Annotated in this window: 23 protein-coding genes and 1 pseudogene; 12 read left to right on the top strand and 12 right to left on the bottom strand. The window is 65.0% G+C overall.

The genetic code is table 11. The features are described from left to right. Positions 1–665, bottom strand: a 665-nt coding sequence (locus tag C446_RS02385) for a type I 3-dehydroquinate dehydratase (RefSeq protein WP_006671457.1), incomplete at its 3' end; no start/stop codon positions are given. A 60-nt stretch (positions 666–725) separates the two neighbouring features. Next, positions 726–1,712, bottom strand: coding sequence for a transcription initiation factor IIB (locus C446_RS02380; RefSeq protein WP_006671456.1), 987 nt, complete (start codon positions 1,710–1,712; stop codon positions 726–728). A 224-nt stretch (positions 1,713–1,936) separates the two neighbouring features. Here C446_RS02380 and C446_RS02375 point away from each other — a divergent pair, with 224 nt between their 5' ends. From C446_RS02375 to C446_RS02365, 3 genes are all read left to right on the top strand, one after another. After that, positions 1,937–2,476 carry a DUF84 family protein gene (locus tag C446_RS02375; RefSeq protein ID WP_006671455.1) on the top strand — a complete coding sequence of 180 codons (540 nt, stop codon included), beginning with the start codon at positions 1,937–1,939 and terminating at the stop codon, positions 2,474–2,476. 230 nt (positions 2,477–2,706) lie between these two features. After that, positions 2,707–2,952: a DUF7123 family protein gene (locus C446_RS02370; RefSeq protein ID WP_006671454.1), complete on the top strand. Its 246-nt coding sequence runs from the start codon at positions 2,707–2,709 to the stop codon at positions 2,950–2,952. Positions 2,953–3,129: 177 nt separating this feature from the next. Then, positions 3,130–3,843, top strand: a complete 714-nt coding sequence (locus C446_RS02365; protein WP_006671453.1) for an HAD family hydrolase — start codon at positions 3,130–3,132, stop codon at positions 3,841–3,843. Between the two features lie 76 nt (positions 3,844–3,919). On the opposite strand, the gene C446_RS02360 is transcribed toward C446_RS02365, so the two are convergent. From C446_RS02360 to C446_RS02345, 4 genes are all read right to left on the bottom strand, one after another. After that, on the bottom strand, positions 3,920–4,564 hold the full coding sequence (locus C446_RS02360) for a winged helix-turn-helix transcriptional regulator (protein ID WP_006671452.1): 645 nt from the start codon (positions 4,562–4,564) through the stop codon (positions 3,920–3,922). 179 nt (positions 4,565–4,743) lie between these two features. After that, the gene (locus tag C446_RS02355; protein WP_049919984.1) at positions 4,744–5,895 is read right to left on the bottom strand and encodes an SPFH domain-containing protein; all 1,152 of its coding nucleotides are present in this window, start codon (positions 5,893–5,895) and stop codon (positions 4,744–4,746) included. Between the two features lie 121 nt (positions 5,896–6,016). Continuing rightward, positions 6,017–6,682, bottom strand: a complete 666-nt coding sequence (locus tag C446_RS02350; protein ID WP_006671450.1) for a hypothetical protein — start codon at positions 6,680–6,682, stop codon at positions 6,017–6,019. A 108-nt stretch (positions 6,683–6,790) separates the two neighbouring features. Continuing rightward, a complete protein-coding gene (locus tag C446_RS02345; RefSeq protein ID WP_006671449.1) occupies positions 6,791–7,765 on the bottom strand; it encodes a sugar phosphate nucleotidyltransferase in 975 nt (324 codons plus the stop codon). Positions 7,766–7,914: 149 nt separating this feature from the next. Between C446_RS02345 and C446_RS02340 the strand changes: the two genes are divergently transcribed. Next, complete coding sequence (locus C446_RS02340) at positions 7,915–8,205, top strand: transcriptional regulator (RefSeq protein WP_006671448.1); 291 nt, start codon at positions 7,915–7,917, stop codon at positions 8,203–8,205. 192 nt (positions 8,206–8,397) lie between these two features. Next, a pseudogene (locus C446_RS02335) lies at positions 8,398–8,832 on the top strand (DUF7344 domain-containing protein); the annotation flags it as partial. Between the two features lie 111 nt (positions 8,833–8,943). On the opposite strand, the gene C446_RS02330 reads toward C446_RS02335, so the two are convergent. After that, positions 8,944–9,393: a Rieske (2Fe-2S) protein gene (locus C446_RS02330; RefSeq protein WP_006671445.1), complete on the bottom strand. Its 450-nt coding sequence runs from the start codon at positions 9,391–9,393 to the stop codon at positions 8,944–8,946. 153 nt (positions 9,394–9,546) lie between these two features. Here C446_RS02330 and C446_RS02325 point away from each other — a divergent pair, with 153 nt between their 5' ends. Beyond that, positions 9,547–10,707 (top strand): saccharopine dehydrogenase family protein, encoded by a 1,161-nt coding sequence (locus C446_RS02325; protein ID WP_006671444.1) that lies wholly within the window; start codon positions 9,547–9,549, stop codon positions 10,705–10,707. Positions 10,708–10,894: 187 nt separating this feature from the next. Here C446_RS02325 and C446_RS02320 read toward each other — a convergent pair whose 3' ends face one another. Then, the gene (locus C446_RS02320) at positions 10,895–11,923 is read right to left on the bottom strand and encodes an LLM class flavin-dependent oxidoreductase (RefSeq protein WP_006671443.1); all 1,029 of its coding nucleotides are present in this window, start codon (positions 11,921–11,923) and stop codon (positions 10,895–10,897) included. 322 nt (positions 11,924–12,245) lie between these two features. Continuing rightward, positions 12,246–13,130 carry an aminotransferase class IV gene (locus tag C446_RS02315; protein ID WP_006671442.1) on the bottom strand — a complete coding sequence of 295 codons (885 nt, stop codon included), beginning with the start codon at positions 13,128–13,130 and terminating at the stop codon, positions 12,246–12,248. A 270-nt stretch (positions 13,131–13,400) separates the two neighbouring features. Here C446_RS02315 and C446_RS02310 point away from each other — a divergent pair, with 270 nt between their 5' ends. From C446_RS02310 to C446_RS02285, 6 genes are read left to right on the top strand one after another with little or no spacing between them, the layout of a single operon-like run. Beyond that, positions 13,401–14,570, top strand: a complete 1,170-nt coding sequence (locus tag C446_RS02310; protein ID WP_006671441.1) for an ABC transporter substrate-binding protein — start codon at positions 13,401–13,403, stop codon at positions 14,568–14,570. Then, positions 14,567–15,019 (top strand): ester cyclase, encoded by a 453-nt coding sequence (locus C446_RS02305; RefSeq protein WP_005581630.1) that lies wholly within the window; start codon positions 14,567–14,569, stop codon positions 15,017–15,019. The genes C446_RS02310 and C446_RS02305 overlap by 4 nt, the downstream gene beginning before the upstream one ends. 6 nt (positions 15,020–15,025) lie before the next feature. Further along, positions 15,026–16,168 (top strand): FecCD family ABC transporter permease, encoded by a 1,143-nt coding sequence (locus C446_RS02300; RefSeq protein WP_394295202.1) that lies wholly within the window; start codon positions 15,026–15,028, stop codon positions 16,166–16,168. Continuing rightward, complete coding sequence (locus C446_RS02295; RefSeq protein ID WP_006671439.1) at positions 16,165–16,998, top strand: FAD-binding protein; 834 nt, start codon at positions 16,165–16,167, stop codon at positions 16,996–16,998. The genes C446_RS02300 and C446_RS02295 overlap by 4 nt, the downstream gene beginning before the upstream one ends. After that, the gene (locus tag C446_RS02290) at positions 16,995–17,885 is read left to right on the top strand and encodes an ABC transporter ATP-binding protein (RefSeq protein WP_006671438.1); all 891 of its coding nucleotides are present in this window, start codon (positions 16,995–16,997) and stop codon (positions 17,883–17,885) included. Before C446_RS02295 ends, C446_RS02290 begins: the two co-directional genes overlap by 4 nt. Continuing rightward, the gene (locus C446_RS02285) at positions 17,882–18,778 is read left to right on the top strand and encodes an FAD-dependent oxidoreductase (protein WP_006671437.1); all 897 of its coding nucleotides are present in this window, start codon (positions 17,882–17,884) and stop codon (positions 18,776–18,778) included. The genes C446_RS02290 and C446_RS02285 overlap by 4 nt, the downstream gene beginning before the upstream one ends. Before the next feature lie 64 nt (positions 18,779–18,842). On the opposite strand, the gene C446_RS02280 is transcribed toward C446_RS02285, so the two are convergent. The 3 genes from C446_RS02280 to C446_RS02270 form a co-directional block, all read right to left on the bottom strand. Then, positions 18,843–19,478: an anthranilate synthase component II gene (locus C446_RS02280; protein ID WP_006671436.1), complete on the bottom strand. Its 636-nt coding sequence runs from the start codon at positions 19,476–19,478 to the stop codon at positions 18,843–18,845. After that, the gene (gene pabB, locus C446_RS02275) at positions 19,471–21,204 is read right to left on the bottom strand and encodes an aminodeoxychorismate synthase, component I (RefSeq protein ID WP_006671435.1); all 1,734 of its coding nucleotides are present in this window, start codon (positions 21,202–21,204) and stop codon (positions 19,471–19,473) included. Before pabB ends, C446_RS02280 begins: the two co-directional genes overlap by 8 nt. A gap of 166 nt (positions 21,205–21,370) precedes the next feature. Then, positions 21,371–21,692, bottom strand: a 322-nt coding sequence (locus C446_RS02270; protein ID WP_006671434.1) for a helix-hairpin-helix domain-containing protein, incomplete at its 5' end; no start/stop codon positions are given.

Here is a 21,692-nt window from a genome sequence, read left to right as displayed (position 1 = left end):
GTCGTGACGAGCCGTGCCAGCGTCTCGAGGTCGTACTGGCCCGGCGCAGTTGCCTTTTCGGGATCGACAGGTGCGTAGCCGATTCTGGAGCCGTAGACGGGCGCGACTGCGCGGGTGTGGCTGCCGGCCTCGCCCATCGCCATGGTCGCGACGGGCTTCCCCTCGGCGGTCAGTCGACGAGTCGCGGACAGCACGGCCAGCGCGTCGGCCCGATCGTGTGCGGTGACGGCGAGTTTCCCCACGTCCGCCCGTTCACAGGCGTCGGTGAGCGTCTCGATCATCGCGGACTCCTGTGGGGTCCCGCCGAAATCGTGAGCGGAGGCGACGACGGCCACGTTCGGTTCGCGATCCCGTACCGTCTCGAGGAGGGCGTCGGCGTCGCCGCCCCGCATCGCTGCGAGTTCCACGTCGATCGCTTCGACGGCTTCGAAGCGGCTCGCTTCGGCGAGAGTCTCGAGACGCCCGTCGTCCGCTGTGTCGCCGCCTTCCCACTCGGCACGGTTCGTCGCGAGGATCGGCAGGTCGCCGTCGTAGCGTTCGAGCGCCGCGAGCGGAGCCTCGGCGAGATCCATCCGGAACTCGATGGCGTCGGCGTGCTCACGGGCAGCGGGTTCTTCGGCGAGGTTGGCCGTCGAAGCGGCCAGCACGAACGAGTCGAAGTCCATACTACCGAGGTAGGCGACCGGGAGAAAAACGGTGTCGCTCCGGCAACAGTCGCGAGCCGTTCAGGCCAGACCGAGCGTCTCCTCGGCCTCGAGGAGTTCGTGGTAGCGGTTCCGAATCGTGACTTCGGAGATGTCGGCGACGTCGGAGACGGCAGCCTGCGTGGTCTTCTCGTTGGTCAGGAGTGCGGCGGCGTAGACGGCGGCGGCCGCGAGACCGACCGGCGACTTGCCCGAGTGGACGCCTTTCTCCTTGGCGTTCTGCAGAAGCGCGCGAGCGCGGTGTTCGGCCTCGTCCGAGAGGTCGAGCCCCGAGGCGAAACGTGGGACGTAGCTTTCGGGGTCGGCAGGCTGGACCTCGAGGCCCAGTTCGCGGACGACGTAGCGGTACGTACGAGCGATCTCGTTTTTCTCGACGCGGGAGACGTCGGCGATCTCGTCGAGACTACGGGGGACGCCGGCCTGTCGGGCGGCGGCGTAGACACAGGAGGTGGAGACACCTTCGATCGAGCGGCCGGGGAGCAGATCCTCGTCGAGCGCGCGGCGATAGATGACGGAGGCGGTTTCGCGGACGTTGTTGGGGAGTCCGAGCGCGGAGGCCATGCGGTCGATCTCGCCCAGCGCCTGCTTCAGGTTGCGCTCTTTCGAGTCGCGGGTACGGAACCGCTCGTTCCACTTGCGCAGGCGTTGCATCTTCTCGCGCTGGCGCGAACCAAGCGAGTTCCCGTAGGCGTCCTTGTTTCGCCAGTCGATGTTCGTCGACAGCCCCTTGTCGTGCATCGTGTTCGTCGTCGGCGCGCCGACGCGGGACTTCTCGTTTTTCTCGGCGGCGTCGAACGCACGCCACTCTGGGCCGCGGTCGACGGAGTCTTCCTCGACGACGAGGCCACAGTCTTCACAGACTGTTTCGCCGTGTTCGTCGTCGACGACGAGGTTGCCTGCACACTCCGGGCAGACGAGGTCGGTATCTTCGCTTTCGGTTTCGGTCGTTTCGTCGGTCGTTTCTCGTTCGTTACGCCGTACTCTCGTGTTCGATTGTGTGTTGGTCATACGATGGCGGGTGCTGTCCGGACGAACGATCGCAAAAGCCCGGACGGATTCGTTACCTACTCCGTTCAGAGACTCGAGGTATAATGCTTTCGGAATCGCGGTCCGACAACACTCGAAAGGCGGTAATTCGTTCGTTCTGGCATGATCTATCAGAACATTCATTTGGGAGGAAGTGACGGCCGGAAAACGGAGGCCCCAAATCGGTTCCAGGCTGAACGACCGGTATGCGGATCGCAGTCGGGAGCACGAACCCGGTGAAAGTCGAGGCAGTCGAGCGGACCCTCGAGCGGTTCGAACCGAACGTCACCTCGGTCGGAGTCGACTCCGGCGTGTCGGAACAGCCGCGATCGATCGAGGAGACGGTAACGGGTGCGGAGAACCGCGCCCGACGGGCGCTTTCGACGACTGATGCCGACTACGGTGTCGGGCTCGAAGGCGGTGTCGCACGGATCGACGGTGTCCCCGGCCTCTCGCTCGTCATGTGGGCCGCCGCCACGGATGGTCGCCGGCTCGAGCGTGGCTCGGGACCGACGCTACGGCTTCCAGCCGAGGTCGCGGATCGACTCGATAGCGGCGCGGAACTGGGGCCGGTAATGGACGATCTTCTGGATGCCGACGGCATCGCCGAGTCGGAAGGAGCAGCTGGAGCACTCACCGGGGGGTTGACGGACCGAACACAGGCGCTGGGCGAGGCCGTCGCGTGCGCGTTCGGCCCACTCCGGTCGGCGTACTATCGCGACCGAAGCGATGTCTGCTGGGATTGAACACCGACATACCGTCGCCCGGTCGCCAACGGGGCCAACGAAACGAGAGCTTGATCGACGAAACGATCTGCCGTCCTGACAGTCGGATAATCGTGATCGTTAACCGGCCGTACCAACACGAGCTTTCGCCGGCAGTATTCAGCCCTTACTTTGTCCGAAAATTGCAAGAGGGCGTCGGGTTAACCTCGTGTACCAAACCCCCTAAGGGCGTTCCTGTCGTCCGGACGAGTATGAGCAGTGCCAGTGCAAGTGCAGCCGCCCCCGACCTCACGAGCAAACAACAGCGCATCCTCCAGTACCTCCGAGAGAACGCCGCGACGAAGACCTACTTCAAGTCCCGACTCATCGGCCAGGAACTCGGTATGACGGCCAAAGAGGTCGGGTCGAACATAACGGCCCTCCAGGAGGGCGACTACGACGTCGAGATCGAGAAGTGGGGCTACTCCTCGAGTACGACCTGGAAAGTGAACCTTTAGGCTGGGTCGTTCGCGTTCCCGCTTCCGTGCACGTCCGCGTTCGTGGTCTACCACTGGAGACACCCGCTTTAGGACACCTCGAGTTCGAGTCGCGCTCCTCCAGACCGACTCGAATCCCCCAGCCGCCGGCTCCGAAGCGACTATCCTCCCTCCGACCGACGACGTGAGTAGTCGACGATGACCGACCCGATTCTGTTCGACATGGACGGTATCATCCTGGACGGTCGCCGAACGGCTCCGGCAGTGTACGCCAACGCGGCCGATGCCGCGATCGCCGAGTTGGGTCTCGAGCCGGACACCGACCTCACGTCGGCCCAGCAAGAGACGTTCCGACACGGCGGCCCGGATGCCATCATCGACTGCTGTGAGGAACTGGGGATCGATCCCGACCGATTCTGGAAACTGAAAGAACAGTACGCCTCTCGTGGCACTCACGAACGGCTCCGCACGGGGGAGCGGGGAACGTACCCGGATATCGACGTGATCCGGGACCTGTCAGACCGACTGACGATCGGCCTGGTGAGCAACAACCGCCACCAGACGGCCGCGTTCGTGGCCGACTACTACGACTTCTCGTTCGACATCGTCAGAGGACGCGACCCGACGCTCGAGGGATATCGCCGTCGGAAACCCGAGCCCTACTACATCGAGGACGCCCTCTCGAAACTGGAAACGGAACACGCAGCCGAGACCGTGATCGGGGACGGTGGTGGTTCGACCGGCCTCTACGTCGGTGATTCCCCGAAAGACGTCGTCGCCGGGACGGCCGCCGGCCTCGAGACGGCGTTCGTTCGACGCCCTCACAACGACGCTCTCGAGCGACCGCCGGACGCGACCTACGAGCTCGAGTCGCTATCGGGGCTGTTCGACATCGTAGACTGCGAAGGCTAGCCGATCGTCCGGTATCGGATTCGACGGGTCGTAGGGTGGCCCTACTCGTCGGTCGAATCGGGTCCGCCATCTCTCGTCATGCGTTTCCGTCGTACTCGAGTAGTCCGTCCGCGTTTCCGGCCAGTGTCGTCGCTCGCTCGTCGAACGAATCCGCATAGCGGACGACCAGCAGGAGGACGGTTTCCGGTCGCTCGACCGCGTAGCCGTCCTCCCGGGAGAGGAGGCCGGCTTCCTCGAGCTCGCCGGCGTACTTGCTGACGGTCGGCGAGGAGACCTCGAGGGCGTCCGCGAGGTCACCGGCCGAGGCGTCGGGATCGGTCAGTAGTTCGATCAGCATGCCGCGGGGCGTCTCCCGGCGGAGATAGCCGAGCGCACGCTTTTCGAACTCGTCGAACCGTCCGGCGGGAACGAATCGCTTGTAATCGCCGTCGCTGTAGCGCTCGATGGTACCGTTTTCCTCGAGTCGGCGCAGGTGGTGCTGGGTTTCCCCCGTGCCAAGTTGCAGGTCGTCCCGAACCTTCGAGAAGTGCGCACCAGGGGTCGTCGAGAGGTAGCCGGTGATCGCGTCGCGGGCGTCGCTGTCGCCCGCCTCGTCGTCGGCAGCACCCTTCCCAGCGGCGCTGGCGCTGGTAGCCCCAGCAATCGACGCGCTGGCACCGAGGGCGGCAAACCGGCGGAGGGTCGCTCGCTTCTCGTCGTCGACCCCGTCGGGCGATGTCATGTCGGTCTACCGTCCAAATGGGGTTCCCGGGTAAAACAGGTTTCGCTCCCCTTCGTTCATCGAAAGCTGACCGTCACGAGAAGCGACCAGAGGCGTCGCCGGCTTCACGGCCAGTGCTGTCGCTCTCGGGCGTCGAAAATTGAAAAGCAGGCCTCGGCGGCCGTCCTCCAATCCGGTCTTCAGTCGTTTTGCGTCTCTTCCGGTGCCGGGTCGGCCTCCTGGAACTCCTGGTCCATCTCTTCGATCACTTCTTCCGGATCGGAGATTTTCGCAGGATCTTCGCCTTCCTTGATCGCCTGGGCTTCCTGTTCCATCGCTTCGACATCCATCTCGGCTTCCTGGTCGATCTCGCCGATGATCTCCGCGATGTCGTCCAGGCCGATCAGCTCGCGCGTCTCGTCGTCGAACTCGAGGCTCTCGAGCTGGTCGCCGTCCTCTTTGATGTCGCTGCCGGTGAGATGCTTGCCGTACCGACCGACCATCGACGTGAGTTCCTGGGGCATGACGAACGTCGTGGATTCGCTCTGGCCGATCTGCTCGAGCGTCTCCATCCCCTTGTCGATGACCGCGCGTTCACCCATCGACTCGGCGGAGCGAGCGCGCAGGACGGTCGAGATGGCGTCACCCTGGGCCTCGAGAATCTGGCTCTGCTTCTCACCTTGGGCGCGGATGATCTCACTCTGCTTGTCACCCTCGGCCTTCTCGACGGCACTGCGGCGTTCACCCTGTGCCTCGAGAATCATGGCACGGCGTTTCCGCTCCGCGGAGGTCTGTTGCTCCATCGCGCGCTGGACGTCCTTCGAGGGGTTGACCTCGCGGACTTCGACGCTCTCGACGCGGATTCCCCACTCGTCGGTGGGCTCGTCGAGTTCCTGACGAATCTTCGCGTTGATCTCCTGGCGCTTGTTCAGCGTATCGTCCAGTTCCATGTCACCCAGCACGGCACGCAGGGTGGTCTGGGCGAGGTTGGAGACGGCCTTCTTGTAGTCGTCGACCTCGAGGAACGCCTTCTTGGCGTCCATCACCTTGATGTAGACGACGGCGTCGGCGGTCACCGGCGAGTTGTCGCGGGTGATCGCTTCCTGTCGCGGGACATCCAGCGTCTGCGTACGCATGTCGAACCGATACGTGTTCGACACGAACGGTGGGACGAAGTTGATACCGGGCTCGAGGAGTTTGCGGTACTCCCCGAAGACGGTCAGTGCGCGTTTCTCGTACGCGTCGACGATCTCGATCGCACTCAACAGCGCAGCGATCACGACCACGAGTACGAGGGCTCCGACGAACAGCAGTGCACCGCCGGCTTGCATGGGGAACAGTTCTACGACCATATTCCGCCCTTATGGCGGTGAAGGGAAAAACGTTCTCTTGTCTTTCCAACATTTGGTAACCGTTACCGGTTACTTGGCCGAGGTTCGACTTCGAGCGATCGTCGCGCGCAAGTAAGACGTACTACCCGGACTTTTCGGTCTCGCGCTCGACTTCCCCGCCGTTCTCGAGCGCGTCGCGGCCGGTCGCCTCGGACGTATCGTCCGATCGGTTCGGTTCTCGGTTCTGGTCCTGGTTTTGCACCTGGGAATCGGATTCGGCCGTTGAATCGGCGTTTTCTTCCGCGGCTTCGGCGAGCGCGCGGTCGATCTCGTCTTCGCCGATCGCACCGAGTGACTCGACGGTGAGGACGTTCCCCCCGCCGGGGTCGAGGACGATGATCTCCTCGCCCTCTTCGATCGTCCCGCTGGTGGTTCGCGCGCTGTAGTAGGGTGCGAACCCGCCCTGGTCGAGTTTCACTTCGCCGCCACGGTTCGTAATCCGATCGGTGGCGTAGCCGGTCGTGCCCGCAAGCGAGTCCGAATCGGACGTCTGGGCGGTGCCTTTGCCGCCGTAGAAGTCGAACTCGTTGTAGATGTACGCCGCGACGGCTCCGATACCGAGCGTCAACGCCGCCAGAACGAACAGATTCACCGGGCCCGGAACGACCAGGCCGATCAGCCCAGCCCCGACCAGCGCGACCCCAATGACGATGAGGTGTGCACCCGGCGAGAGGGCTTCGAGCAACATCAGTACGAGCCCCACCGACAGGAGCAAAAGTGGCACGTTCCCCAAGAGGGCCTCGAGCATATCTGGTGATAAGGGCTCTGCCCGATTAAAGGTTTACCGCGTATGCGGGGTCGGACCGCCGATCGGGCGACGGTCCCGTTACCGGTACCGGTACCGTTACCGTTACCGTTACTTGGGCGAACCGTTCGTGATCGTCGTGTGCGCCCCGATCAACGCGCCTGCGAGGTCTAACTCCTCGAGATGGGTTCCCTCGTCGATGATCGACCGCCGGATATCGCCGTTGCGAACCGTCGCCTCCGGGAAGACGACCGCGTGATCGAGGTGGGTCTCCTCGAGCGTTACCGCCTCCATAACGTGGACGTTCTCCCCGATGGTGGCGTTCTCGAGCGTCGCGGAGTCGGCGACCAGCGACTCGCCGTCTAAGTGCCAGGCGACGGCATCGAGGTAGCTCTCGGGCGTCCCGATGTCGAACCACGCGCCCTCGAAGGTGTAGGCGTAGGTCGGCTCGCGATTCTGGAGCCACTGGACGAACCAGCCGGGTTCGTCGGGGTTGTTCCCCTCTTCGAGGTAGGTCGGGAGCAACGATAGCGACCCCTGCGGGAACGCGTAGCAAGCGATCGAGACCAGCGTGCTCTTGGGATCGTCGGGTTTCTCCTGGAAGTCGACGACGCGGTCGTCTTCGAGTTCGACCAGCCCGTAGGATGTGGCCTTCTCCCGGGAACCGACATCGTAGGCGGCCAGCGTCGGGGCCGACCGCTCCTGGAAGTAGTCGAGGAAGTCGGCGACGTCGAAACTGATCAGGTTGTCGCCGGCGATGACGAGCAGGTCGTCGTCGATCCCCTCGCGGTCGATCAACTGGGCGAGCGCGCCGACGACGCCGAACTTCTCGTCTTCGTCGGTCGTCTCCTCGACCGACAGCTGGGGCTTCTCGAACCCGCTGTCCGCGAGGTGGGCCTCGAAATCCGGGGCGAACCGCTCGTTCGTGCTGACGTAAACGTCGTCGATCCGATCGTCCGCCTCGAGTTCCGCGAAGATGCGATCGACGACGGTGGAGTCGCCGATCGGGAGGAACATCTTTGGCCGATGTTTCGTGATCGGCCACATGCGGGTCGCGTATCCGCCCGCAAGAACGACGGCCTTCATAGCTTCGAGTTCGACGGACGGATGTAAGTCACTTGCCCTTTCACCGGTCGCCAGCCCTCGGCGGAGTGTCGAGTCTGACGGAGGGAGAGTCCGTCACTCGGCCGGACCGGTTCCGACAGTATAAGTGGCCCACCGCCGTTTCCGGACATATGCGCGAAGCCGATCGAACGACGAGACAGCGCCTCGCCGACGCGCTTCGGGCCGAGCCGGCGACCCCGAGCGAACTCGCCGACCAATTGGACCTGACTCCCCACGCCGTGGTCGGACACGTCGAACACGTCTCCCGCTCCGTCGAGGGGGACGACGAACAGTTGCTCGTCGCTCCCCCGACCTGCCGGGATTGTGGGTTCGACGACTTCGACGACCTCGTGAACCTCCCCTCGCGATGTCCCTCCTGCAAGAGCGAGTCGGTGGCGGAGCCGACGTTTACGATCGAGTGACCCGAAAGGCGGGACTGCTTGGCCCTGTGACCGTCACAGACGCTGGTAATCGAGGACGCTTCCGACACTAATATTTACTGGGCAGGCGTCAACCCGGTACGAACCCTCGGACGGCCGGGGCGCGACGGTCGCTCTGACGGCTTCTCGTCGCAAGCGTCGGCCGTCGTCGCGTATTCGAGGGAGAGACCTACGATGACTACTACGTCTAACTCCGAGTGTGACTGTGCGGAGCTCACGCTGACGCTGCTCGAGTGGCTCGAGGATCGCGAACACGACGGCGAAAACGGCGTCGACTGCGAACGCAACGGTGACGACGAGCGAGACGGCGAGAAAGCGGCCGGTAACGTGCCGTCAGAGGCGATCGACGACGCGTTCGACCTCCTCTCGAGCGAGCGACGGCGGCTGTTCCTGCAGGTTATGCGTACCTACGGCGAAGCGATCACGCTCCCCGACGCGGCCGAGGAGGTTGCGGTGCGGGAAACCGGTGACGCCGTCCGCGAACTGTCGGCCGAACGGGTTGCCAACGTCTACATCTCCCTGTATCACGACCACCTCCCGCGGTTGGTCGACGCCGGATTGCTCGAGTACGACCAGGAACGGGATCTGGTGTCGCCGGCGCGACTTCGGGAGCGGGCTGATGCCGGTGCTGGCGCTGATGCAGGTACTGGAGCCGGTTCAGGTTCAGGTTCAAGTCCTGGTCCAGGCCCAGGAACTGGCCCCGGAAACGGCGCGTGACCCTCAAAACTCGACGTTCGACGTCGACGTCAGATCGGACGCGTTCGCTTCGTCCTCGATCGGTCCTCGACCGACGAAGGCGTAGTCGTCGTCGGTCAGATAGACGTCGCCGTCCGCGACGGAGACCTCTATCTCGGAAAGCGTCGCGCCTTCACAGGGACCGTACGTACAGTACCCCGAGTCGGCTTCGAAGTACGCACCGTGGTTTTCACAGACGATCTCGCCGTTTCGCATCGCCGCGCCCGACCCTTTGTCGAGCTTGATGTGTGTGAGGTGTTGGCAGTAGTTGAGCCAACAGGCGACGGTCGCGTCCGACGCGGAGTCGGGATCGCGAACGAGGATCGCTTCCCGTTCGTCACCATCTCCATCGGGGTCGGCGGGTTCGACGCGAAAGAGCAGCGTCGATTCGTCGGGTACTTCCTCGAGCGGCGCGATCCGTGACTCGGCTTCCATCGGCGCTCCGTTTTCAGTCGGGAGTCGTGAACGTTTCGGCTCGAGGGCGCGACGATAGCGGCTCGCGCCTGCTCGCAGACGTACTCTTCGTGTCGTCGATCGTCCGCCGTGCGTCTGACGGAGTTTTAACAACGGTAGGACGAAACGGAGCGTATGAACTCCCTGCTCGTCTACGGCTCGTACGGGTACACCGGGAGCCTGCTCGCATCGGCGGCCGTCTCACAGGGATGGTCGCCGATCGTCGCGGGTCGGGACCGTCGGAAAGTCCACTCCCAGGCTGAGGCCCTGGGTCTCGAGGGCCGGACGTTCGCGCTCGAGTCGGCGGCCGAACGCGGACGAGTAGGAACCGAGACGGTGCGTGTCGCTGCCGCACTCGACGACGTCGACGCCGTCCTCAACTGTGCGGGCCCGTTCGTCGATACCGCGGAACCGCTGGTCGAAGCCTGCCTCGAGACGGGCACGGACTACCTCGATATCACCGGCGAGTGTTCGGTGTTCGAGCGGCTCCGCCAGCGGGACCACCGCGCCCGCGAGGCCGGCGTCACGCTGTTGCCCGGCGTCGGCTTCGACGTGGTCCCCACCGACTGCCTGGCGGCGTTTCTCGCCGACGAGTTGCCCACCGGCGACCGCCTCTCGCTTGGAATCAAAAGCGAGAGCACGCTCTCACGAGGAACGGCCCGGACGGCCCTCGAGAGCGTCGGCGACGGCGGCGTCGTTCGGCGAAACGGCCGACTTCTACAGGTACCGGCGGCGTTTCGAACGCGGGAGATCGACTTTGGTGGAGGTCCGGAACACGCCGTCACGGTGCCGTTCGGCGATGTCGTCACCGCGGCTCACGGCACGGGTCTCGAGTCAGTCGAGGTCTACCTCGCCGTGCCGCCGTGGGCGTCGCGGGCGCTGTCGTTGCTGGATTCGGCCGGCTGCCTCTGTGACGCTGGACCTGTCGCGACGCTCCTCGAACGGGCGACCGACGCCGCGTTCGACGGACCGGACGAGCGGGAGCTCGCGACCGATCGGGCAGTCGTCTGGGGGGAGGTCGTCGACGACACCGGCCGCCGCGCCAGAGCACGCCTCGAGACTCCGAACCCGTACGCACTGACCGTCGACGCTGCACTGGCGGCGAGCGAGCGCGTGCTCGGAGATGGGGCCGCGAACGTGAACGTCGACCCCGGGTTCCAGACCCCCGCGACGGCCTTCGGGAGCGACTTCGTGCTCGAACTCGAGGGGACTCGTCTCCAACTGCTCGAACCGCACGATGTCGGCGACTCGTCGGGGTCGGACCCCGCCCGTTCGCGGCTCGTCTCGGACGGGTGATCGGGCCGTCTTCACCCGGCACGGTCTCTCGTTTGCCCGTCATCGACTGCGTTCGTTCGATCCAGGTTCGCCGGTGAACCATCTCGGGGTCAAGCGGTCCGAGACGCCTTCGGCGTCTCGTCATCACGGAAGACAACGTCTTCCGTACGACCCCGAGGCACTCGGCCTGTTCCGCCTGTAGACGATATCAGGCGGTCTCGAGGCCGACGCCCTCGGCGAGCAGTTCGTGTGACCGGAGCGCGGTTTCGTGATCCGCGACGGCCTGTTGGATCATCACCTCCTCGACGCCGATGTCCGCGGCGAGTCTCTCGAGCAGGTCGGCGAGCGTCTCGGGGCTGCCGGAGACGGCCCGGGGCCACTCGTCGGCAGGGAGCGACGCGGGCGTCGGGTCGGGGACGCCGCCCAGTTCGTCGATGGCGTCGGCGACGGTCGGTCTCGCGGGGGGCTCACCGCGCTGGATGCGACGGAACGACGCTTCCGCGACCGCACGCTGGCGGGCCGCTTTCGTGTCGGTCTCGGCACAGACGGCGTTGACTGCGACCATTCCTGCTGGTTCCTCGAGGCCGCCGGGGAGTGGCGACGGCCGAAACTGCTCGCGGTACGTCTCGAACGACTGCGTCGCGAGCCCGGGGCGGATAAACGCCGCGAAGCAGTATCGCAGGCCAAGCTTCGCCGCGATAGCTGCACTCGAGGGGCTCGAGCCCAGCACCCAGGGGACCGGCGGCTCGGCGTCGGAACGTACGATCTCGAGGTCGCTGTAGGCGTGCTCGTCGGGGAAGTCGTCGAAGAGGTGGCTGACGACGGCCTCGATTTTCGCTTCGTGTCGCTCGTCGGGGTTCTCGACGCGGCGCTCGGTCTCGAGTGCGTGGTCCGTTGCCGGCGAGCCGTTCGCCCGCCCCAGGCCAGCGTCGATGCGTCCTGGCGCGAGCGCGGAAAGCGCGCCGAACGTTTCGGCGACCTTGAACGGACTGTAGTGGTTGAGCAACACGGCTCCCGATCCCAGCCGAATGGAGTCGGTCTCGGCGGCGAGGTGGCCGAGCAACACTTCGGGCGTCGTCCCCGCAACGATGTCGGTCATCCCGTGGTGTTCGGCGACCCAGAACCGCTCGAAGCCGAGCTTTTCGGCCTGCTGGGCGGCCTCGACGGTGTGCTCGTAGGCGTCCGTCGCGGTGCCGTCGTCGGGCACCGGCGAGAGGTCGACTGCGGAGAGTTTCATACGCCTCGTCGGGAACTGCGGAGGATAACCGTTCGGATCGCAGAACGTAGCCGAATCGTCTCCCAGAGCGTAGCTACCCTTGCCAGTTTGCAGTGGCGCGTGCTGTCGAGCGGTCGAGTGAGAACGAGACCGCTCGACGATGGCACGTGAGGGATGAGCGAGCGACCGAAGGGAGCGAGTGAATCGGTTGGGGAGGATGTGGCAACTCCCCGTTGCCACGGTAGCAGAACGCTTCCTCTCTTTCCGACACCGTTTCCCACTCCGGATATGCAGGTCTATCGTTCGGACAATTCACCGAGAGAGAACCGAACTCGAGGCCTCACTAATAACACCGTTTCTCGACACGCTCGTCGTACAGCCGCGCGAGACGGTCGGTAACGGGCCCGCCACCGATCGGCTCGCCGTCGAGCGTCGCGACCGGCCGCAGTTCCCACGTCCGGTTCGTCAGAAACGCCTCGTCGGCCTCGAGCACGTCCGCGAGCCCGTAGGTCGCCTCACGAACCGGAACGCCGGTTTCGGAAGCCAACTCGCGTACCGTCTCACGGGTGATCCCCGGCAAGACGGGGCCGTCGGTCGTGGGGGTATGCAACGTGCCATCGCGAACGAAACACAGGTTGCTCGTGGCCCCCTCGGCGACGTGTCCCTCGAGGTCGCACATGAGCGCCTCGTCGGCTCTGACCGTTCCGTCCGCACGCCGGAGTTCGGCGCGTGCGAGAATGCCGTTCAGGTAGTTGTGCGTTTTCGCACTCGCGGGGATCGCCTCGTCGGGAATCCGGCGGGTCTCGACTGTGTGGACCGTCGCCGGTTCGCCCCAGACGGTCTCGCCCTCGAGACCGCCCCGCGGGAGCGGTTTGACGTAGATCACGACCGTGGGGTCGACCTCGGACTGAGGCGTCAGTTTGCCGGGCTGGACGCCACGCGTGATCGAGAGCCGGACGTAGGCGTCCTCGAGGTCGTTTGCCTCGAGTGTCTCGTCGATCCGGCTTCGGAGGTCGGCAGAGGAGAGGCCGTGCTCGAGCGAGAGGGTCTCGCAGGTGGCCTCGAGGCGCTCGACGTGGCGCTCCCAGTCGAGGACGGTGCCGCCGTAGGCTCGCAGCGTCTCGAAGGCCGCGTCGCCGTATCGGAAACCGCGGTCGTCGACGCTGACGGTCGCCTCACTTGCGGGAACGAGGTCGTCGTCGACGTGGTAGAGGGGGTCATCGGTCATGGGATACTCGGATCGGGTTCGTCTCGTCGTGACACTCGGAGCAGTATGAACCCACTGTCCGATCGTCGTGACACGCGTCGACCACGAGAGAGCCCGCGATTTACGACACGCCCGACCGAGAGAGACTGAGTTCGTTGTTACCCACCGATCTGGCAGTTGGCGATGGCGATTTCTCGACTCGGCCGATCAGACAGTAACTCGAGAGACATATGAAAGCCAGATTGATTTAATACAAAATCAATTTATCGAAGAGTTCTGTACTGTCGCCCGATGGAGGAGCAATTGAACCGACGGCAGCTACTCACTGCCGGTGGAGCCGGACTCGCAGGTGCCCTTGCAGGCTGTCTCTCGAGTACCGACGGAGCGTCGGACGACGATCCCCGCGAAACCGACGAAGCGTATACGGTTTCGATGGAGCCGATGGGAGACATCGAGTTCGCGACCGTCCCCGAGACGTTCGTCGGGCGGTTCGGTTTCGTCGTCGACATCGCCGCAGCGCTCGACGAACTCGACGCGCTCGCCGCGATGTATAGCAACTACTCGGTGTTTGGACACACGCACTTCTACGACGAACTCGAGACCATCTCGATCGACCCCGCCGAGATCGAGGAGTTGCACACGGACGACTGGGATATCCGTCTCGAGCGTCTGTACGACCTCGCACCCGACTTCACGGCGATCGATCCGAACTACCTGATCCACTACACCCAGTTCGACGAGGACGAGGTCGATCGGTTCGTCGGACGGGTCGGCCCGTTTCTGCACAACGAGAGTCAAAGCGAACGGGCCGACGGGTGGCCGACCTGGCCCGACGGCGACTACCCGTACCTGACACTCTCCGAATTCACGAGGAGCTACGGCGAAGCCTTCCGGAAGACGGAGCGTGCCGAGGCGATCCTCGAGCTCAACAGGGAGGTCCGCGAAACGGTCAGAGACCGCCTGCCGCCGGAGTCAGAGCGACCGACCGTCGCGGTCGGCTCCCTCCATGACGGCACCTGGCACCTCGATACGTTCGCCGATGCACCCCAGCGGACCTACGGCGAGATGCACTATCGAGAGCTCGGTGCTCGAGACGCCGTCGCCGAACACGGCAGTGGTCGCGTCCAAGCCGAGATGGAACTGCTGCTCGAGATCGACCCCGACGTCTTCGTCTGGCGACACGGCCTGTTCGATCCCGACGGCGTCGCCGAGACCCTCGAGGAACTCGAAGACGACACGCTCGGCAGCCAACTGTCGTGTGTCGACTCGGGCAGGTTCTACGTTGGTGGGAGTCCAGACCAGGGGCCAATCGTGAACACGTTCCAGACGGAGATGCTCGCGAAACAGCTCTACCCCGACGAGTTCGGCGACTACCCCGGGCTCGGTGACGTGCCGACCGACGAACAGTTGTTCGACCGCGACCGGATCGACGAGATCGTTCGTGGGGAGGGGCTCGGATGAGTTCACTCGAGGCTGAAAAAGAGTTGGTCGAAGAGTTCGTCCTCGCCGCCTTCGAGAAGGACGACCGAACGACGGTCCGACGCATGCTCGCGTCTGACGCGCTCGTTCATACTCCAAACGTGTCCCGGACCGGGCTCGATGCTGACGCGTTCGAGACGCAAGTACTTGAGGCGTTCCACGACGCGTTTCCGGACCTCTCGGTGGCGATCGAATCGCTGATCGCGGAGGGAACGACGGTGATCTGTCGATTTACGATGACCGGCACGCACGCGGGCGTCTTTCGCGGAGTCGAGCCGAGTGGCTCGACAGTCGTCGTCACAGGGGTCCTCGAGGTTCGGCTCACCGATGCGGGCATCACCGAACTCTGGCAGACGACAGACGGCCTCGAACTACTCGGACAGATTACCGACTACAGCCCCGAAAGCGCCCACTGTAGACGTGAGGAATAGCCCGCGATGAGTGAGAAGACAGGACAGTCTGGGCCTCGGTCCCCGACCGCCACGACCGCCGACCGACAGGTGGGTTCGGGCGGTCGCCTCGAGTGGGTCGACGGGCCGTTACTCTCGGTGTGTCTGGCGAGTCTCGCGATTACCGTGGTCGCGGGTGCAGTGCAGATCACCTTCGGGGACTACTCCGTCTCGATTACGGAGGTCTGGGGGATCGTCTTCGATCCGGCGGTACTCGCGAGTCCGTCGACGCTGTACGCGCTCGTATTCGGCGGCGAGTTGGCACACCTGCCGACGGAGTCGCTGATCGTCTGGACCCAGCGGGTGCCGCGCGTGCTCGTGGCGGTTTTCGTCGGGATGAACCTCGCCATCTCGGGTGCGATCTTCCAGGCGGTGACGCGGAACGAACTCGCGAGCCCATACATTCTCGGGGTGTCCTCGGGTGCCGGGCTCGCAGTGTTGCTCACGCTCGTCGTCTTCGGCGGGCTGGCCGCGTATCTTCCGCTTTTTGCCGCGCTTGGCGGCGCGTTCGCGTTCCTGCTGGTCTACGCAATCGCCTGGAACGGCGGCACGAGTCCGGTTCGACTCGTCCTGGCCGGCGTGATCGTCAGCACGGTTTTCGGCTCGGTACAGACCGGCCTCTACTTCTTCGTCGACGATCTGGGAACCGTCCAGGAAGCACTCGCCTGGACAACGGGCACGCTGAGCGGGGCCGGCTGGAGCGAGATGCGACTCATCGTTCCCTGGACGGTGCTCACCGTGTCCCTCTCGATCGTCGGCGCTCGCCAACTCAACGTCCTGTTGCTCGGCGAGCGAACCGCACGATCGCTCGGAATGTCGGTCGAGCGCGCACGGTTTGGCCTCTCGGCGGTCGCCATCGTTGCGGCCAGTGCGAGCGTTGCCGTCAGCGGGATCATCGGCTTCGTCGGGCTCATCGTCCCCCACATGGTCCGGACGATCGTCGGCAGCGACTACAGAGCCCTCATTGTGGGGTGTCTGTTCGTCGGGCCCGCGTTGCTCGTCGTCGCCGACGTCTGTGCCAGACTCGCGATCAGCGGCTCACAGCTCCCCGTTGGAATCCTCACCGGCCTCATCGGCGGCCCGTACTTCCTCTACCTGATGAAACGCAAACAGCACCTCGGAGAACTATGACAGCAACCGACAGCGAACGACACAGTACCGACAGCACCGATCACGACTACGACGTGCTCGTCGTCGGCGGCGGAGCCGCCGGCCTCTCGGCAGCGATCTTTACCGCACGGTTCGGCCTCGAGACCGCGGTCTTTGCGTGTGGCCGGTCGGCGATATCACGGTGTGCTCACCTCGAGAACTACCTCGGCTTTCCGGGCGGTATCGATCCGTCCACGTTCCTCGAACTCGGGCGCGAGCAGGTGGCCCACGAGGGAGCAACGGTTCACTCCGAGATGGTCGACGCGATCGAGAAGCCCGACGAGCGGTTCCGCGTCGAGACGATCGACGGGACGGTAGCCAGATCGCAGTACGTGATCACCGCAACCGTGATCGACGGCGACTACCTCGAGTCGCTCGATCCGACGCTGTACGACGAGGATACCCACACGGTCGACTGCGACGAGGGTGGCCGAACCGAGGTCGACGGGCTCTACGTCGCCGGACGATTGGCGGATGCGACCCACCAGGCGATCATCTGTGCCGGGGACGGCGCAGAGGCGGGCCATACCCTCGTCACCGACGTGTTACGTCAGCGGGGATACTGGGACGAGATCGCGCGCCAGTACACCGACTGGGTCGTTCGTGAACGACGCGACGACGACTGGGTGCCTCGCGTCGAGTCGTGGATACGAGAAACCGTGCCCGACGACGACGCTATCCCGGAGGAACGAATCCAGTGGGTCATCGACGATGTCGTCGAGCGCTTCGAGAACAGGGAGATCACTGAATCCGAACGGCGCGAACGCGTCGAGCGCGGCCGCGACCTCGTTACTGCACACCTCGAGCCATGATCGGAAACAGCAGTTACGAAGACGGTACCGAACCCACAACCGCTGACGATCCCGGCTGGGGGCCGGTCGCGAGCGAGGACACGACCGACCGACGCGACAGCGCCGACCACATCGAGTGTCGCGACCTCGTCCTCGAGTACGACGCGAGTGCGGAACCGGTGGTCGACGGAGAGACGCTCAGCATTCCCGAGAGCGCAGTGACGGCCCTCGTCGGGCCGAACGGCAGCGGCAAGAGTACGATACTGCGAGCGATCGCACGTGAACTCGAGCCGACTACCGGTCGGGTCGTCCTCGACGGACGCGACCTCGAGGAGTACTCGCGGAAAGAACTCGCGCGTGAACTCGGGTTGCTCTCCCAGCACAACGTGGCACCGGAATCCCTCACTGTCGAGGACCTCGTCAGGCACGGCCGGTATCCACACCGACGGCTGTTCGATACCATGACCGAGGAGGACTGGCGGGCCGTCGACCAGGCGATCGAGGCGGTCGGAATCGAGACACTCCGTGACCGTCCGGTCGGATCGCTGTCGGGCGGACAGACCCAACTCGCCTGGATCGCCATGGTCCTCGCACAGGAGCCACGGGCACTGTTGCTCGACGAGCCGACGACCTACCTCGACTTGCGCCACCAGGTTCGGCTGCTCGAGGTGATCCAGTCGCTGAGCGACGACTTCGAGATGACCGTCGTCGTGGTGCTACACGACATCTCACAGGCGGTCCGCGTCTGTGACCACCTCGTCGCGCTCGAGGACGGCAGCGTGTACGACAGTGGCCCGCCATCGGAGGTCGTCACGGAGGAGTTGATGGCCGAAGTCTTCCGCGTCGAGGCCTGCATCGAGCCAGGGCCTAACGGGCTGGGAATCCATCCCGTAGCGGAAATCGAGTGAGAACGATCAGCGAACAACCGGACGAAGACAACGCAACAATGGACGAAAGCGACGAACGAACGGAGACGGATCAGCCGGCCACTGAATCGATGGCGTTCGACCACGACGTGGTGATCGTCGGCGGAAGTGCCGCCGGGCTCGCTGCAGGGGTGTTTACCGCCCGTCACGGACTGGAGACGCTGGTCCTCCGGGGTGGACACACGGCATTGCTGCGCTGTAGTCTCCTCGAGAATTACCTCGGTCTGACGAACGTCGATCCGGCGGATTTCCTCGAGGTCGCAACCGAGCAGGCACGAGACGCAGGCTGTCGCGTCGAGAACAGACGCGTCGAACAGCTTCGTCGCAACGGCGTTGGCTTCGCTGTCGACACAGTAGATGAAACGATCACCACTCGTCGGGTCGTTGCGGCGTCCGGTTCGGAAAACGACTACCTCGAGGAGATCGCCGACGGGGCGCTCTACTGCGGCCCGGCGACACACGACAACCTCGAGTACTACGTCCCGTGTGACGACGCTGGGCGGACAGCGGTCGACGGGCTGTACGCTACCGGTCGACTGTCCGGCGTCGAACACCAGGTGTTGATCGCCGCCGGCAACGGCGCACGTGTCGGGCTCGCGGTGGTCAGGGACAGTTTGCGGGACGCCGGACTGTGGGACGACCTCGCCGACCACTACCACGACTGGACGGTGTACCCACACAGACACGACGGGTGGGAGATCGACGACTGGCTCCGCGAACGGCTTCCCGATGACATCGATCCCGACGACGACGCCGTAGCCGAGCGGCTGGCAGCCTATCGAGAACGCCTCGAGGCGCGGACTCGTACCGAAACGGAGCAAGCAGATCGACTCGAGCGTGGACAGGAGTTACTCGAGCAGTATCACGACGAGTGACGCCAGACGACCGATAGTCGCCGACAGCCTCGCATCACGAGTGCCCGCTCCACAGTCGTCCGTCTCACTCTCCGACTCGAGCGGCGAACCGACAGAAGTTCTCGACCATCCGCTTCCCCACTCGAAGCGAGATGCCGTCGCCGCTGGCGTCGTCGTGGCCCCGCGTCAGAATGCTTTCGGGGTGGAACTGGACGCCGAGGTGGGGCTTCTCGCGGTGCCGGACCGCCATCAGAACGCCGCGTTCGTCGGTCGTCCTGGCAGTCTCTTCGAGAGCCTCGGGCAGCTCTCCACGCTCGACGGCCAGCGAGTGGTACCGCCCGACCTGGAACGTCTCGGGTAGTCCCTTGAAGATGCCCGTCCCGTCGTGGCTGACTGTCGAGGGTTTCCCGTGGACCACGTCGGGCGCGTGGACGACGGACGAGCCGTTGGCCGCACACAGTGCCTGGTGACCGAGGCAGACGCCCAGGATGGGATACTCGGTCTCCTCGAACAGCGGGATCGAGATGCCCGCCTCCTGTGGCGTGCCGGGTCCCGGCGAGACGACGATCCCCGCCGGATCGATCTCTCGGAGGTCCTCGAGGGCAATCGCGTCGTTGCGCCTGACGACCACCTCGTCGGCCGTTTCGCCCACGTACTGGACGAGGTTGTACGCGAACGAGTCGTAATTGTCGATGACCAGAATACGGGTCCCGTCACTCATCGCCCTCACCCCCATCTACCTCGTCCTCGAGTACGGCACCGCTCGAGCCACCGTCCGTCTCGAGGGCCATTCCGGCCCGTTCGCCGAGTGCCTCGTCGACGGCGTTGATGAGCGCACGGGCCTTGTCCAACGTCTCGTCGTACTCGCGGTAGGGGTCGGAGTCGTGGACGACGCCGGCACCGACCCGGAGGTGGTACTCGGTCTCGTGTCTGACCAGCGTCCGGATCGTGATGTTCAGCGTCGCCCGGCCGTCGAACCCGAAGACACCGACGCTGCCCGTGTAGGGGCCACGGCGGGTGGCCTCGAGTTCGTCGATTATCTCCATCGTTCGTGGCTTTGGCGCGCCGGTGATCGTCCCGCCGGGGAACACCGCCGCGATGGCGTCCGCGAGCGTTTCGCCGTCCCGCAGCCGACCGGTCACGTTCGAGACGAGGTGCATCACCTCCGAGTAGCGGTCGATCCGGCGGTACTCGTCGACCGCGACGGAGCCGTACGCACAGACTTTGCCGAGGTCGTTGCGCTCGAGATCGACCAGCATCGCGTGCTCGGCTCGTTCTTTCTCGTCCGCGAGAAGGTCGTCCTCGAGGGCGGCGTCTTCCGCGGCCGTCTCCCCGCGTGGTCGGGTGCCGGCGATGGGTTCGGTTCGGACGAACTCACCGTCGCGTTCGAGCAGCAGTTCCGGACTCGCACTCACCAGATCCGCGGCCCGGAACTCGAGCAGACAGGAGTAAGGCGCGGGATTGACCCGCCGCAGGGCGTCGTAGGCTTCGACGGGGTGGACCGCCGCGGGCGCGGTCAGCCGCTGGGAGACGTTCGTCTGGAACGTGTCCCCCTCGCGGACGTACTCCTTGACGCGGGTCACGCGCTCTGCGAAGGCCTCACGGCCGCAGTCGCTCTCGAAGGTCGCCTCGTCGGCGTCCGCCGGCGGCGCTCCGATGCCGGCCGCTGGATCGCCCTCGAGGGCAGCACGGGCGAGTTCGAGGGCGCGCTCGCGACCGCGCTCGTAGGCGGCCTCGAGCGTGTCGTCTTCCTCCCCGCTTTGGACTCCTGCCAGGTCGACTCGCGGACAGGCGGCCACCCGGAGGGTGACTTCGTCTCCAGTCGCGTCCCCGTCGCTTCCGGTCGGCAGTTTCCAGGCCGCCAGTCGGTCGTATACCGCGACCTCGAGCCGAGGGAGTCCGCGATCGTCGACGGCCGACGACGGTAACTCCTCGAGTTCACGGGCGACATCGTAGGAGAGCCACCCGACGGCACCGCAGGGGTACGGGATGTCACAGTTTCCGCGAACGAGTCTGTCGGCGGCGAGCAGTCCCTCGAGGGCGGCGAGAGTCGGCGACTGGTCGTGTGTCGCCCCGTTGCTCTCGCGGATCGCCGCGTCCGGGCCGACGGTCAGTCGGTCGATCGGGTCCACGCCGAAGTATCCCCATCCGGGCTGGCCGCCGGTGGTTTCGAGGAAAGCGCTGCTGGTTTGTTTCTCGCGTTCGTGCTCGTGTCCGTGTTCGTCTTCGTCTTCGTCTTCATGCTCGCGCCCGTCCCCATCCCTACCCCGCGCCCGCCGGTAGGCCACGAAGGGATCGTCGACCGAGACCTGCACCTCGACCGGCGCGCGAACGCGTGGCGAGCCCCCCGATCGATCGTCTCGGTCGTGGTCGCCGTTTCCCGCCGTTCCACCCCGGACCGCCTCCCGAAACGCGTCGAGCGTCGTGACGACGCGCGGATCGCTCATATCTCCCCGAACGAAACGGGCGACTAATCGTTTTTCGATCCACGAACCGCCGGCGGAACTGTGGGGGTCTCGAGCGGAGACACATTCGAAACGTCGGAAGCGGGGACCGCAGATGGGAAAAGGAGAGTGGACCAGACAGGGGATCGATCCGGCGACTTGCTGTCGATCAGCGAACTTCGGCTCGGTCGATCCAGCCCTGGATGCGCTTCTCGGAGATGTCCGTCTGGTCGGCGATCGCGGCCGCGTCGGCATCGGCGAGGTCGGCGATCGTCTCGACGCCGGCGTCGGCGAGTCGATCGGCGTAGGCGGGACCGATACCCTTGATGTCGTCGACAGGCTCACCCGCCTCGCTCTCCGTGGATGTCTCGTCAGGTGTCTTCTCCGCAGTGGGTGCCGCGTCTTCTTCCGTCGGGCCGGCGGCCTCGGCCGGCTCGGCGGCTTCGTCGGGGTCGGCTGTCGGTTCGGTCATCGAGTCGGTCGAACTCGAG

The sequence above is a fragment of the Halobiforma nitratireducens JCM 10879 genome (genome assembly GCF_000337895.1).
In the GTDB taxonomy this organism is placed as follows: Archaea; Halobacteriota; Halobacteria; order Halobacteriales; family Natrialbaceae; genus Natronobacterium; species Natronobacterium nitratireducens.
Note: the sequence above shows the minus strand (reverse complement) of the source record. Positions and strands in the feature narration are given on the sequence as shown.

Excerpts from the sequence above, each read along its gene's own strand:
- C446_RS02325 (WP_006671444.1), top strand. The coding sequence starts at position 9,547 with ATGAACTCCCTGCTCGTCTACGGCTCGTACGGGTACACCGGGAGCCTG.
- C446_RS02340 (WP_006671448.1), top strand. The coding sequence starts at position 7,915 with ATGCGCGAAGCCGATCGAACGACGAGACAGCGCCTCGCCGACGCGCTT.
- C446_RS02280 (WP_006671436.1), bottom strand. The coding sequence starts at position 19,478 with ATGAGTGACGGGACCCGTATTCTGGTCATCGACAATTACGACTCGTTC.
- C446_RS02370 (WP_006671454.1), top strand. The coding sequence starts at position 2,707 with ATGAGCAGTGCCAGTGCAAGTGCAGCCGCCCCCGACCTCACGAGCAAA.
- C446_RS02300 (WP_394295202.1), top strand. The coding sequence starts at position 15,026 with ATGAGTGAGAAGACAGGACAGTCTGGGCCTCGGTCCCCGACCGCCACG.
- pabB (WP_006671435.1), bottom strand. The coding sequence starts at position 21,204 with ATGAGCGATCCGCGCGTCGTCACGACGCTCGACGCGTTTCGGGAGGCG.
- C446_RS02345 (WP_006671449.1), bottom strand. The coding sequence starts at position 7,765 with ATGAAGGCCGTCGTTCTTGCGGGCGGATACGCGACCCGCATGTGGCCG.
- C446_RS02380 (WP_006671456.1), bottom strand. The coding sequence starts at position 1,712 with ATGACCAACACACAATCGAACACGAGAGTACGGCGTAACGAACGAGAA.
- C446_RS02330 (WP_006671445.1), bottom strand. The coding sequence starts at position 9,393 with ATGGAAGCCGAGTCACGGATCGCGCCGCTCGAGGAAGTACCCGACGAA.
- C446_RS02295 (WP_006671439.1), top strand. The coding sequence starts at position 16,165 with ATGACAGCAACCGACAGCGAACGACACAGTACCGACAGCACCGATCAC.
- C446_RS02365 (WP_006671453.1), top strand. The coding sequence starts at position 3,130 with ATGACCGACCCGATTCTGTTCGACATGGACGGTATCATCCTGGACGGT.
- C446_RS02290 (WP_006671438.1), top strand. The coding sequence starts at position 16,995 with ATGATCGGAAACAGCAGTTACGAAGACGGTACCGAACCCACAACCGCT.
- C446_RS02310 (WP_006671441.1), top strand. The coding sequence starts at position 13,401 with ATGGAGGAGCAATTGAACCGACGGCAGCTACTCACTGCCGGTGGAGCC.
- C446_RS02360 (WP_006671452.1), bottom strand. The coding sequence starts at position 4,564 with ATGACATCGCCCGACGGGGTCGACGACGAGAAGCGAGCGACCCTCCGC.
- C446_RS02315 (WP_006671442.1), bottom strand. The coding sequence starts at position 13,130 with ATGACCGATGACCCCCTCTACCACGTCGACGACGACCTCGTTCCCGCA.
- C446_RS02305 (WP_005581630.1), top strand. The coding sequence starts at position 14,567 with ATGAGTTCACTCGAGGCTGAAAAAGAGTTGGTCGAAGAGTTCGTCCTC.
- C446_RS02375 (WP_006671455.1), top strand. The coding sequence starts at position 1,937 with ATGCGGATCGCAGTCGGGAGCACGAACCCGGTGAAAGTCGAGGCAGTC.
- C446_RS02355 (WP_049919984.1), bottom strand. The coding sequence starts at position 5,895 with ATGGTCGTAGAACTGTTCCCCATGCAAGCCGGCGGTGCACTGCTGTTC.
- C446_RS02350 (WP_006671450.1), bottom strand. The coding sequence starts at position 6,682 with ATGCTCGAGGCCCTCTTGGGGAACGTGCCACTTTTGCTCCTGTCGGTG.
- C446_RS02320 (WP_006671443.1), bottom strand. The coding sequence starts at position 11,923 with ATGAAACTCTCCGCAGTCGACCTCTCGCCGGTGCCCGACGACGGCACC.